Below are 13,287 nucleotides of genomic sequence, written 5' to 3'. Positions count from 1 at the left end.
CAATCACAGGTATTCACCTTCCCCTGCGAAGTTGCCGCGGGGCGTTGGAATAAATTGCGTGAGTCCGGTCATGGATGACTGGCTAGCTTTCGGGGTACAGGATGTACCATCGGAAGCGATAGCCATTTATCCATAAGACCAAGGCCAGTAATTAATGCATGTAACTTCGCTAGGGACGCCGGGGGATTTCCAAAAGGGGAACAGGCGCTTTTCCCCTTTTGGTCGGGTGTGGGGTGAAGCCCCACGACGTTGATTTTGACTTTGATTTCGATTCGAAAATCCAAACGAAGTTTGGAAACCTAAGAGTTTTTACTCTTCAGTATCAGTAAATGCGGCTTCGGCTTTCTCTAACTCTTGCTCGGTTTTAAGCTGAAACGCTTGCTGCTTTTTAAGCTTGGCTTCTTCTTCAAGTGCGGCTTCTCTTTGTTTAAATTCGTGTCTCTCTGGTTTAGTCAGAAACTTAAACGCGAGCTTGTTGCCCAGTACGTAGGCGACCACGTCTTCGCCTTTTGTGCGGCGTTCATCGACGCGTTGTGAAAAACGGGCGTTATCGCGGGCTTTACGTTCTTCGGCATTTAACTTACTCATAATCTGTTCTCCTCATTTAGTTAATCACGGTAGTGTTCCACTACGTTCAGTTAAACAAATGAGTTGTGTTGCACATTCATAAAGCTGATTGTGCGGGATTCTACCATAAGCTGGCATTAAATCTGCGCGGTAAAATGCGCCAATCCAAAACAGAATGTTATTAGTGCACTTTATGTTAAAACTTGCTTTATTCTTGCTCATGGTCCGAGTAAATCAGGCCTGTGCATTTTACTGTGGTTTGACTATCTTAGGTTATGCTAAAACAGTTTATGGTCCATTGGGGGGGGATTTTCGATAACAAACCAAGGGCAGGGAAGTCATGGGGAAAATAACGGTGAATGATTTACTCTTAAGCGAATTGCTGGCAAAGCTGGCGTCAAGGTTTGCGGCAAATAGGTTGCACCATCAAGGGATTTCGTGGGCTGAAGTTGAGGCCAGTATTTTGCAAAGTGATACGCAAATCCAAAATGCGCTGCATTGGATGGAACACACAGGCGGCGAGCCAGATGTGGTGGGGATTGATGCGAATACGGGCAAATTTATTTTTGTAGATTGCGCGGCGCAAAGCCCTGCGGAACGGCGCAGTCTTTGTTATGACAAAGCAGCGCTCGAGGCGCGCAAGAAAAATAAACCCGTCGGCAGTGCACTGGAACTGGCGGTGCAAATGGGGGCACAAATGCTGACCGAGGCGCAATATCGTGAGTTACAAACCTTAGGCGAGTTTGATACTAAAACCTCAAGTTGGGTAGACACGCCAAAAGATATTAGGGCTCAAGGCGGGGCGATTTTCTGTGATCGACGTTATGGCAAAGTATTTACTTATCATAATGGTGCAGACTCTTATTATGCCGTGCGGGGTTTTCGGACTCGATTATTAGTTTAGTGCTTGCACGAGCAAGTCTTAGCGAGATAAATGAATCAGTGAAATGAGTGAGTCAAAAGGGACTGCTAACTTTGATCTCGATTGATACAAGCAATATTGGTAATCCCACTCGACTCTGCGTAAACTTTCGCTCCCATGTTTTGATCCGGTGTTGTGATGACCTTTCCCGAGCTTTCTTCTTCCCCTGAGTCGTTAACTTTTGCTGAGCTTGGCTTAAATTCGGCGTTACTTGAGGTTTTACCTGCAAGTCTTAAACATCCGACAAAGGTGCAGCAACTGGCGATTCCGGCCATTCTTGCGGGACGGGATTTGTTAGCCTTAGCACAAACCGGTAGCGGGAAAACCTTAGCTTTTGGTTTACCACTTCTACAACAACTTTTATTGCAACAGCAAACACAGTTACAGGGTGCTAAGTCTGTGCCGCCCTCAAATGCGCTGGCGTTAGTGCTGGTGCCTACACGGGAATTAGCGCTGCAAGTGACTGAGGCGCTGCAAACCGTGGCGAGTCAGTTATCGACTTCGTTGAACATTCAGCTTCTGTGTGGCGGGGTCGCATTGGAAGACCAATTGGCCGAACTCACTGCCAAGCCGCAGGTGTTAGTGGCAACCCCCGGGCGTTTACTGGATTTATGCAAACAGTCCCACATCAGCCTCGATTCGATAAAACATCTTGCGCTGGATGAAGCCGACCGCCTGCTGGAAATGGGGTTCTGGCCCGATGTGCAAAAGCTGATGGCGTTTATGCCGAAGCTTAAGCAAACCTCGTTGTTTTCCGCCACCTTGCCCGAGGCGTTGGATACATTGGCGGGCAAGCTGCTGGTGAATCAGCCGTTACGGGTCGAAGCCCACAAGGTGAATTCAGTGGCTGCTGAAATCGAAGAACAACTCTATTTAGTCAACAAGGGCAGTAAAGCACAGGCACTGATTGCGTTGTTAAAACAATATCAATGGCCGCAGGTGTTGGTGTTTATCAGCGCCCGTGATGATGCCGATGCCGTTGCTAAACGGCTCGCCAAAGCGGGGATGAAAGTCGCCGCGCTGCACGGTGAAAAAGATCAAAGCGTGCGCAGCCAAACCTTGGCCGACTTTAAAGCTAATCGCATTCAAGTATTAGTGGCGACTGACTTGATGGCGCGCGGCATTCATGTCGATGCCTTGCCTGTGGTCATCAATTTGGATTTGCCCATGAGTGCGCCTGTGTACGTGCACCGCATTGGCCGCACCGCGCGCGCTGGCGAAAAAGGGCTGGCGATTTCCCTCGTGTGCCACAGTGAAATGGCAACTTTAACGGCGATCCGCAGCTTGACCGCACGGGAGTTACCGCTGGCATTATTGGCTGACTTTCCGGTAACGGATAAGCCTAGTGAAAATACCAGTGATGGCACCGCAGATAGCAAGGTTGAGCGTAAGCGACCACCACGTGATAAACAGGCGAATCGCCGTAGCATCAATAAGCATAGCGCCAAAGAGTTTAAAGGTAAGCGCTGAGCTTGAGGCTATTCATAGTGAAGCTAGAGTGATGCCATCCTCAAGCAAAGAGTGAAGCGATTCATAGCATCCAAGCTTGGCGCGCAGCTATCACTAAACCGATAACAGAATAAAGCGCATTGGCTGCTGTTAACGCTTTCGCTCTGGGTGTAACGTAGTGACTTATTGACATTAAGGGAGCCAAGTTATGGCATCGACATTGGCGTTAAGCAAAGCACTTCATAAAGTGGTGAATAACGGTTTAACGACTGAGCACTTTGTACTTAGGCCATTCCAGCGAGCGGATCTTGAGGCTTTTACCGCCTATCGAGCCGACCCTAAGGTCGCCCAATATCAAAGCTGGACGGATTACCGCTATAGCGATGCAGTCGATCTATTCGAGAATATGGATTATGCGCAATTTGGTGCGGCGGATACATGGTTTCAACTTGCGATTGTCACTGCCGCGTCGGGAGCAACACCGACCGCGCTCGTTGGCGATCTGGCGCTGCACTTTATTGATGAGCAGCAGGTGGAAATCGGCTTTACGATTGCGCCTGAGCATCAAGGTAAACATGTCGCTTTTGAGGCCGTCAGCGCATTACTGGATTACCTCTTCATTGAATTACATAAGCATCGCGTTATTGCGATCACAGACGCACAAAATCTTGCCAGCTGTCGCTTACTCGAAAAACTCCACTTTAGGCGCGAAGCCCATTATGTGAAAAACATCTTCTTTAAGGGCGCGTGGGGCGATGAGTATCTCTACGCCTTGTTAAAAGAAGAGTATTAATAAACCAAGGCAAAAACAAAACCGCATAAAAGAATAACAGCACAAAGGTAGCTAATGCGTTTTTCATTTCGGGTAAATTGACTAAGCCTTGGATCATCTTGTGTAGAGAGAAAGCCATGTTGTAGTGACTCGTGAATGTAGGCGCTTCTGGCTGTTCTGAGTCGGGTTTTCATCGGATTCGCCGAAGCTTTATGCCATTCTTCTGGATAATACTTTTCAACGTGACGCTGGATTTTAGCAAAATTTTTAAATTGAACGACTAACAGAATAGTTATACATAGGTTCGCGATTGCGATGAAATACATGATGGTAAAGAGTTTATTTAATAAAGACAGATAGCTAACTTAATCTAATACAGGCTTAAAAATCTAGCCGTAACGGTTTAGGTCGTTAAAGTCCGACTTTTGCATGAGCCATTGACCTGCGGGTTTTGTACTTGGTGTAGAGTATGAAGCCAAGCAGAATGCCCAATCCCATTTGGCTTATCTTGTCTATCTCAGTAAAATCTTTCCATTAGTTGAGCCCATGTTGGCTCAAAGATCTTCACGCCCGTCAGGGGATGTAAGGAATGCCAGATGAAATCAATGCGTTTAGGCTTAGTAGGTTTGGCGGTCGTGCTCGGATGATCCGCCTGCGCGACCACGCAATCGCCAACGGGGCGGGGACAAACCTTGCTCTTTTCTGCGGCGCAGATGCAGCAGATGGGCGATGCTTCTTTTGAAGAGATGAAAAAGCAGCAAAAGGTGAGTAGCGATAAAAAGCTGACGCAATACGTGAATTGTGTCGCCAATCGGGTGACGGCAGTATTGCCAGACCAAACCCAGCGCTGGGATGTAGTTTTGTTTGACTCAGAACAAGTAAACGCCTTTGCACTGCCGGGTGGCCATATTGGTGTCTATAGCGGATTGCTTAAGGTCGCTAATGGCCCTGATCAGCTTGCCACTGTGCTCGGTCATGAAGTGGCGCACGTGTTGGCGCAACATGGTAACGAGCAGGTTTCCCGTGGGCAGCTAACGGGCGTCGGTATGCAAATAGCCGATGCGGCGCTAGGGGCGAGTGGTGTGTCGAATCGTGACTTATATATGTCGGCCTTGGGATTAGGCGCTCAGGTCGGGGTAATACTGCCCTTTGGCCGCGCTCAAGAGAGCGAAGCCGACATCATGGGGTTAGAGTTGATGGCGCGGGCCGGTTTTGATCCGGCGCAAAGCGTGGCGTTATGGCAGAACATGTCGAAGGCGGGCGGCAGTCAGGGGCCAGAATTATTATCGACCCATCCTTCGAACAGTAACCGTATCGCTCAGTTGCAACAACTGCAAGGGCAGATGCAGCCACTCTATGCCAGTGCGAAAACCCAAGTGAAGAATCAATGTGTGGCGCCGAAATAAGCTGAACGCTGCATAGCGAAGTGCCATTTGGTTGAGTGTTAGCGGTTGTTTTCTGGCCTGTATACGTCATTAGCCTATTTACGCTTTTGGATAAATACGCAATAAGTGTGTAAAAAAGCCGCCTGAGTTAAATAAGCAGTCAGTTTATCAGCATAGCTCGCTGAACTATGGTAAACTGGCGCGCAAAATTCCACTGATAAATTGAGAGTCGTTAATTATGTCTGATAAATTCAGTACTGTTGAACAGCAAGCAAGCTACGGTGTAGGTCGTCAAATGGGTGAGCAACTGGCCGCCAATTCTTTTGATGGTGTGGATATTCCAGCCGTTCAAGCGGGTTTAGCCGATGCGTTTGCCGGTTTAGAAAGTGCTGTGTCTATGCAAGATCTGCAAGTTGCTTTCACTGAAATCAGCGGTCGTATTCAAGCTGCTCAAGAGCAAGCTGCTGCAGCTGCGTCTGCTGAAGGCGATGCGTTTTTAGCGGAAAATGCTAAGCGTGATGGCGTGACTGTGACTGACTCTGGTCTGCAGTTCGAAGTATTAGTCCAAGGTGACGGTGCTACTCCAACTTACGAAGATACAGTGCGTACTCACTACCATGGTTCTTTCATCAATGGTGATGTGTTCGATAGCTCTGTGGTTCGTGGTCAACCTGCTGAGTTCCCAGTATCTGGCGTTATCGCTGGCTGGACTGAAGCACTGCAACTGATGCCAGTTGGCACTAAGTTGAAATTATTTGTGCCACATCACTTAGCTTACGGTGAGCGCGGCGCGGGGGCATCAATTCCTCCTTATTCAACTTTGGTATTCGAAGTTGAATTATTAGATATCATCTAATATTGATAAAACGCCTAAGCCTGTCTTAGGCGTTTTCTTATGGAAGACAAAGAAAGATTGAGGAGATTGAAATGAGTGGACAAGTGAGAGTGGCAATCGTCGGTGCCGGTGGTCGTATGGGACGCACTCTTATTGAAGCGGCTTACAATCACGACCATATATTGCTGGGTGCCGCTATTGAGCGCGCAGGCTCTAGTTTAGTGGGCGTGGATGCGGGTGAGCTAGCTGGTGTGGGTAAATTAAAGGTCATGATCATGGATTCGCTGGATTACGCGACCGATGATTTTGATGTCTTGATTGATTTCACTGCGCCAGACGCCAGTATTGTCCATTTAGATTGGTGTGTGCGCCACAAGAAAGCCATGGTGATTGGCACAACCGGTTTCAATCATGCTCAAAAAGAACAGATCAATGCCTTTGCCGAGCAAACGCCGGTAGTGATGGCGCCGAACATGTCTGTGGGTGTCAACCTGATGTGGAAATTACTCGAACTGGCTGCCGAAGTCATGGGTGATTACACGGATATCGAAATTATCGAAGGTCACCACAGACACAAAAAAGATGCGCCGTCGGGCACAGCCCTTAAAATGGGTGAAGTGATTGCTAAGACCTTAGGTCGCGATCTTGAGAAATGTGCCGTGTATGGCCGCGAAGGGATCACGGGTGAACGTGATCGTGAAACCATAGGTTTTGCAACCATTCGTGCCGGTGACTTAGTCGGTGAACACACTGCGATGTTTGCCGATATCGGTGAGCGTTTAGAGATCACCCATAAAGCCTCGAGTCGTATGACCTTTGCTAACGGCGCTATGCGTGCCGCCCACTGGCTAGTGGAGCAAAAACCGGGCTTGTATGATATGCAGCAGGTTTTAGGTTTGCATTAATATTAAAAACGCCGATATGGCGTTTTTTTTTGCACCCATATACCAATGGGTGGACGGTTTCGCGTTTTTCCTGTAAACTCGCTGGAATTTGTCAAAATTTCGTAAATTAGCGGAAATTGGTATCTTAATAGAACATAAAAACATTATATTTCAGTGGCTTGGCTCTTTATGGAGGTCGCGTTGACAAAGTCTGCCTTACTCGTACTCGAAGATGGAACTGTATTCTCTGGCACAGCAATTGGTGCCGATGGTCTCTCTGTTGGTGAAGTTGTTTTTAACACTTCCATGACAGGTTACCAAGAAATTTTAACTGATCCATCCTACTCTCGCCAGATTGTAACATTAACCTACCCACACATAGGCAACACTGGTACCAATGATGAAGATGTTGAATCCGATGGGGTTCACGCTTGTGGTCTTATCATTCGTGATCTTCCGCTCATCGCAAGTAGTTTCCGTAATCAACAAAGCTTAAGTGATTATCTCAAAGCGAACAATGTCGTTGGCATAGCAGATATCGATACCCGCAAGTTAACTCGTATTCTCCGTGAAAAAGGTGCACAAGCCGGTTGTATTATGGCTGGTGCAGACTTAGACGAAGCAAAAGCGCTCGCCGCTGCCAAAGCCTTCCCCGGTTTAAAAGGCATGGATCTCGCTAAAGAAGTCACAACTAAAGCTGCCTATCCATGGCGCAAAGGTAGCTGGCGTTTAGTGGGCGGTTTACCTGCAGATACGCCAGCAAATGAGCTTAAATACAAAGTAGTAGCCTACGACTACGGCGTTAAGCAAAACATTCTGCGTATGTTAGTGGACCGCGGTTGCGACGTCACTGTTGTACCAGCTAAAACCTCTGCCGCCGACGTGCTGGCGATGAATCCCGATGGTGTGTTCCTTTCGAACGGCCCTGGCGATCCAGAACCATGCGATTACGCGATTGAAGCAATTCAACAGATCCTGAAAACCGACACACCGATTTTCGGTATCTGTTTAGGTCATCAGTTGTTGGCTCTGGCCTCAGGTGCAAAAACCTTAAAGATGAAGTTTGGTCACCATGGTGCAAACCACCCAGTGAGCAACATCGAGAAAGGTAACGTGATGATCACCAGCCAAAATCACGGTTTTGCTGCCGATGAAACCACGCTACCCGCCAACATTAAGGTGACGCATAAGTCGCTGTTTGATGGTTCACTGCAAGGTATCCATCTTACGGACAAACCTGCGTTCAGCTTCCAAGGTCACCCTGAAGCGAGCCCAGGCCCGAACGATGCCGCCCCGCTGTTCGATCACTTTATCGAGCTTATTGAACAATACCGTCAGAACGCCAAGTAGTACGCTAGCTAGGAGAAGAGAGAAGCAATGCCAAAACGTACAGATATAAAGAGTATTCTTATCCTAGGCGCCGGCCCAATCGTGATTGGTCAGGCATGTGAATTTGACTATTCTGGCGCACAGGCTTGTAAAGCGCTGCGTGAAGAAGGCTACCGTGTCATTCTGGTGAACTCTAACCCTGCCACCATTATGACTGACCCAGAAATGGCCGATGCCACTTATATCGAGCCGATTCACTGGGAAGTGGTCCGTAACATTATTGCTAAAGAACGCCCAGACGCGATTCTGCCAACCATGGGCGGCCAAACCGCACTGAACTGCGCATTAGAACTCGAAGCTAAAGGCGTACTGAAAGAATTTAACGTCGAGATGATTGGCGCGACCGCCGATGCCATCGATAAAGCTGAAGACCGTAGCCGCTTTGATAAAGCGATGAAAAGTATCGGTCTTGACTGTCCACGTGCGGGTATTGCCCACAACATGGAAGAAGCTTACGGCGTACTCGATCAAGTGGGTTTCCCTTGTATTATCCGTCCATCCTTTACTATGGGTGGCTCGGGCGGCGGTATCGCCTACAACAAGGAAGAGTTCGAAGAGATCTGTTCACAGGGCTTAGAGTTATCGCCAACGAGTGAACTGCTGATCGACGAATCACTGATCGGTTGGAAAGAATACGAGATGGAAGTGGTCCGTGACCGCAACGATAACTGCATTATCGTCTGCGCCATCGAAAACTTCGATCCTATGGGTGTACATACTGGCGACTCTATTACCGTTGCGCCAGCACAAACCCTGACAGACAAAGAATACCAAATCATGCGTAACGCCTCTATGGCCGTACTGCGTGAGATTGGTGTTGAGACCGGCGGTTCGAACGTACAGTTTGGTATCAACCCGAAAGATGGCCGTATGGTTATCATCGAGATGAACCCACGTGTATCGCGCTCTTCAGCATTGGCATCAAAGGCAACGGGTTTCCCGATTGCGAAAATCGCCGCTAAGTTAGCGGTTGGTTTCACCCTTGATGAGCTGATGAACGACATCACTGGCGGTCGCACGCCAGCGTCATTCGAGCCTGCTATCGATTACGTTGTGACTAAAGTACCACGCTTTAACTTTGAAAAGTTTGCTGGCGCCAATGATCGCTTAACCACACAGATGAAATCTGTGGGTGAAGTGATGGCGATTGGCCGTACTTTCCAAGAGTCACTGCAAAAAGCCTTACGTGGTTTAGAAGTTAACCGTAACGGTTTAGACCCTATCACTGACATGTCTAAGCCTGAAGCGATGGCGCGTATTCGCCTTGAGCTGAAAGAGCCTGGTTGCGACCGTATTTGGTACATAGCCGATGCGATGCGTGCGGGTTTGAGCTTAGATGAAATTTTTAAGCTGACCAATATCGACCCTTGGTTCCTGGTACAAATCGAAGAACTGGTTCAGCTTGAAGGTGTTGTTGCTGACGCGGGTCTAGCGGGTCTGGATATCGACTTACTGCGCAAACTAAAACGTAAAGGTTTTGCCGATGCGCGTCTGGCCGATGTATTAGGCGTGAACGAAGCCGAAGTGCGTAAGCTGCGTGACAAGTTTGACCTGCACCCAGTCTACAAGCGTGTGGATACCTGTGCGGCTGAGTTTGCAACAGACACAGCTTACATGTACTCAACGTACGAAGAGGAATGTGAAGCTAACCCATCGACCCGTGACAAAATCATGGTGTTAGGTGGCGGGCCAAACCGTATCGGTCAAGGTATCGAGTTCGATTATTGCTGTGTACACGCGGCGTTAGCGCTACGTGAAGACGGTTATGAAACCATCATGGTGAACTGTAACCCTGAAACCGTTTCAACTGATTACGACACGTCTGACCGTCTGTACTTCGAACCCGTCACACTGGAAGACGTACTAGAAATCGTCCGTATCGAGAAGCCAAAAGGCGTTATCGTGCAGTACGGTGGTCAAACGCCATTGAAATTGGCCCGTGCCTTAGAAGCCGCTGGCGTACCTGTCATTGGTACTAGCCCAGATGCAATCGACCGCGCCGAAGACCGTGAGCGTTTCCAACAAGCGATTCAACGCTTAGAGATGAAGCAGCCTGAAAACGATACCGTGACTACGGTTGAAGGTGCTGTGATTGCCGCTGAGCGTATCGGTTATCCGTTAGTTGTGCGTCCATCCTATGTACTTGGCGGCCGCGCGATGGAAATCGTCTACGACAAGCAAGATTTACTGCGTTACTTCAACGAAGCCGTGAGCGTATCGAATGCGTCGCCTGTATTGCTCGATCGTTTCTTAGATGATGCGATTGAAGTGGATATCGATGCTGTGTGCGACGGTGAAATCGTGGTGATTGGCGCGATTATGGAGCATATCGAACAAGCGGGTGTTCACTCAGGTGACTCAGGTTGTTCGCTGCCGCCATACACGCTAAGCCAAGAAATCCAAGATCGTATGCGCGTTCAAGTCGGCAAGTTGGCGATGGAACTCGGTGTTGTCGGCCTGATGAACGTACAGTTCGCCGTGAAAGATAACGAAATCTATATGATTGAAGTTAACCCACGTGCTGCCCGTACTGTGCCATTCGTGTCCAAAGCGACTGGTGTGCCTTTAGCTAAGATCGCCGCGCGTGTGATGGCGGGTCAAAGCTTAACGTCGCAAAACTTCACTAAAGAAGTGATCCCACCTTTCTACTCAGTGAAAGAAGTGGTGTTGCCATTTAATAAGTTCCCAGGTGTTGACCCACTGTTAGGCCCAGAAATGCGCTCTACCGGTGAAGTCATGGGCGTGGGCGATACGTTCGCCGAAGCCTATGCTAAGGCGCAGTTAGGTGCGACTTCTGAGGTGCCTAAGTCAGGCCGTGCATTATTGTCTGTGCGTAACAGCGATAAGAAACGCGTTGCCGATTTAGCGGCTAAGTTAATCGAGCTCGGTTACCAAATCGATGCCACTCACGGTACTGCGATTATCCTTGGCGAAGCGGGTATCAACCCACGTTTAGTGAACAAGGTACACGAAGGTCGTCCACACATTCTCGATCGCATCAAGAATGGTGAATACACTTATATCGTGAACACTACCGAAGGTCGCCAAGCGATTGAAGATTCTCGTCAATTGCGCCGCGGTGCACTGCGTTACAAAGTGAACTACACGACGACCATGAACGCTGCATTCGCCACGTGTATGGCCCATGCCGCTGATGATCGTACTAATGTGACGTCAGTACAAGAACTGCATCTGCGCGTACTGGCTAAATAAGCCACAGGGTTAATGCCGTGAATGAGAGGGCCGCATAACTTAGGTTATGCGGCCTTATTATTTAGGCCCGTGTCTGTCTTGCTCAATTCTTGAATTTGTTTTATTGGGTTACTTAGTCTGTTTTACTGAGTTTGTTTTGAGTATGACTTAACTCTTTTTATCTTCTATTTATGTTGCCTGAGAAAATTATGCCTGCGCCAGCCGCTAGTCCTACTAAAGTTGATACGTTTATTGCGCCGCCTTGCCTCGGGCAAATACGCGTGCTTTATCAAGATAGCGACATTCTGCTGATTGATAAGCCGAGCGGATTATTGAGTCTGTCGGGGAAGAATCCGTTCAATCTCGATTCAGTGCATTATCGCTTAGTGCAGGATTTTCCGACGGCCACTTTGCTGCACAGACTTGATTTTGGCACTTCGGGCATCATGCTGGTGGCGCTGAATAAAAGCGTGAATGGCTTGCTGACCAAGCAGTTTCAGGCGCGCACGGTCGAGAAGCGTTATACCGCCTTGTTGCACGGACATATCGCCGCTGACAGCGGGGTGATTAATCTACCGATCGCTAAAGATGTCGATCATTTCCCACTACAAAAGATTTGCCACAGCACAGGTAAAGTTGCGATCAGCGAATATCGGGTGCTCGAGCGGTTAACCGAGCCTTTCGCCACGCGGGTCGAGTTTACCCCGGTTTCTGGCCGAACCCATCAACTGCGGATCCACAGTCAGCAATTTGGTCACTCAATTTTGGGGTGCGATCTCTATGGTGGCGTGGGTGAGAGTGTGGCTGATAACGCTGCTGCACCTGAACCAGACATCACTAAGATGACGAGTAACAGCAGATTAATGCTGCATGCGACCCGCTTAGTGTTTGATCATCCATTGACGGGGGAGCGTATCGACTGGATTTGCGAGTGTCCTTTCTAAGAGCTTGCTAAAGAGTTATAGAGTTTTGTGCTTAGCACTTAGAAATCAAAACATAGCACTTAGCACTTAAAACGTAGCGCAATCGATTTAGTTACCCAGCCCGATACGTTCGGTCTGCATGGGCGGCGCATCATTGGGGAGCCAAGTATGGTAAATCGTTGCGAAAGTACCATCCGCTTTTATCGCTTCTAGGGCACTTTTCCATTGCTCGATCACCTCATTGGGCGTGCCTTGCGAGAAGGCAATGTAAAGATGGTTAGCGCTAATAGTGAAGAGGGACTCTACATCATCAATACTGGCGCCCGCATCCGATAAAATACTCGGCGCGGTGAGATTGGCATTACACCAAAGGTCGATGCGGTGCTTCATCAGTTGTTTTGCACTCAATAAGGGCGCGGATGAGGCGGCAACGTTTGTAAATCCCAGTTCGAGCAATAGGCGCTCTTCCACTGAGGCACGATAGACACCAATTGCCTTCGCCGTTTTAGCATCTTCTATTGAGGTAATTTTTATACCGCTATTTTTTAAGGCATAAAAATTGGTTGTGCCGACAGCAACAGGTCCAATCATAGTAAACATCTGTTCTCTTTCTGCGGTGCGCGTCATAGTAAATAACACAGTATTGGGCTGCTCGGTCAACATTTTCCAGCCGCGAGCCCAAGGTACGACTTTAATTGGGTCTGGACTCTTGATGCGTTTTTGAATTTCTTCTACGACTTGTACTGCTAAACCAGCAGGTTTGCCATCAACAGAAAAACTGATCGGTGACCATTCTTCCGTATAGATGTTTAGCGGCTGTGCGCTCAGAGAGAAAGCGCAGCAGAGGATAAGTGATAGCAAAAAGTTTGTGACTAATTTCATTAATAACCCTAAAGATTAGAACGTTATAATTGAGTCTCACTGCTTGCTCTTAAAACGATTAAAGATGAACGCTGTGTTCAAATCAAG

General features: G+C 48.4%; 11 protein-coding genes and 1 pseudogene. 9 read left to right on the top strand and 3 right to left on the bottom strand.

The annotated features are described in order from the left end of the window. Nucleotides 1–3: 3 nt before the first annotated feature. Nucleotides 4–126, bottom strand: a complete 123-nt coding sequence (locus FW758_RS03580) for a hypothetical protein (protein ID WP_446444651.1) — start codon at nt 124–126, stop codon at nt 4–6. A 183-nt stretch (nt 127–309) separates the two neighbouring features. Beyond that, nucleotides 310–588 carry a DNA polymerase III subunit epsilon gene (locus FW758_RS03575; protein WP_173243176.1) on the bottom strand — a complete coding sequence of 93 codons (279 nt, stop codon included), beginning with the start codon at nt 586–588 and terminating at the stop codon, nt 310–312. A gap of 319 nt (nt 589–907) precedes the next feature. Between FW758_RS03575 and FW758_RS03570 the strand changes: the two genes are divergently transcribed. The 9 genes and pseudogenes from FW758_RS03570 to FW758_RS03530 all read left to right on the top strand — a co-directional run bounded on the left by FW758_RS03570 (nt 908) and on the right by FW758_RS03530 (nt 12,339). Beyond that, nucleotides 908–1,471: a DUF4256 domain-containing protein gene (locus FW758_RS03570; protein WP_311889876.1), complete on the top strand. Its 564-nt coding sequence runs from the start codon at nt 908–910 to the stop codon at nt 1,469–1,471. A 156-nt stretch (nt 1,472–1,627) separates the two neighbouring features. After that, complete coding sequence (locus FW758_RS03565; protein WP_446444650.1) at nt 1,628–2,959, top strand: DEAD/DEAH box helicase; 1,332 nt, start codon at nt 1,628–1,630, stop codon at nt 2,957–2,959. A gap of 187 nt (nt 2,960–3,146) precedes the next feature. Next, entirely contained in the window at nt 3,147–3,731 is a 585-nt protein-coding gene (locus FW758_RS03560) for a GNAT family N-acetyltransferase (protein WP_432329733.1), read from the top strand. A 575-nt stretch (nt 3,732–4,306) separates the two neighbouring features. Continuing rightward, nucleotides 4,307–5,116 (top strand): annotated as a pseudogene (locus FW758_RS03555) (M48 family metallopeptidase). A 217-nt stretch (nt 5,117–5,333) separates the two neighbouring features. Beyond that, a complete protein-coding gene (locus tag FW758_RS03550) occupies nt 5,334–5,951 on the top strand; it encodes an FKBP-type peptidyl-prolyl cis-trans isomerase (RefSeq protein ID WP_006083907.1) in 618 nt (205 codons plus the stop codon). Between the two features lie 71 nt (nt 5,952–6,022). Next, nucleotides 6,023–6,835, top strand: coding sequence for a 4-hydroxy-tetrahydrodipicolinate reductase (dapB, locus tag FW758_RS03545; RefSeq protein ID WP_006082785.1), 813 nt, complete (start codon nt 6,023–6,025; stop codon nt 6,833–6,835). A gap of 168 nt (nt 6,836–7,003) precedes the next feature. Next, nucleotides 7,004–8,164 carry a glutamine-hydrolyzing carbamoyl-phosphate synthase small subunit gene (carA, locus tag FW758_RS03540; protein ID WP_107403950.1) on the top strand — a complete coding sequence of 387 codons (1,161 nt, stop codon included), beginning with the start codon at nt 7,004–7,006 and terminating at the stop codon, nt 8,162–8,164. 27 nt (nt 8,165–8,191) lie between these two features. Next, nucleotides 8,192–11,416, top strand: a complete 3,225-nt coding sequence (gene carB, locus FW758_RS03535; protein ID WP_012197570.1) for a carbamoyl-phosphate synthase large subunit — start codon at nt 8,192–8,194, stop codon at nt 11,414–11,416. Between the two features lie 188 nt (nt 11,417–11,604). Continuing rightward, nucleotides 11,605–12,339, top strand: coding sequence for an RluA family pseudouridine synthase (locus FW758_RS03530; RefSeq protein ID WP_446444649.1), 735 nt, complete (start codon nt 11,605–11,607; stop codon nt 12,337–12,339). 87 nt (nt 12,340–12,426) lie between these two features. Here the strand turns inward: FW758_RS03530 and FW758_RS03525 are convergent, their stop codons facing one another. Continuing rightward, nucleotides 12,427–13,200 (bottom strand): substrate-binding periplasmic protein, encoded by a 774-nt coding sequence (locus FW758_RS03525; RefSeq protein WP_446444648.1) that lies wholly within the window; start codon nt 13,198–13,200, stop codon nt 12,427–12,429. Between the last annotated feature and the right edge of the window lie 87 nt (nt 13,201–13,287).

This window comes from Shewanella sp. 1180_01 (assembly GCF_052850535.1).
The sequence above is the reverse complement of the archived record's forward strand: the minus strand, read 5'-3'. Positions and strand labels throughout refer to the sequence as shown.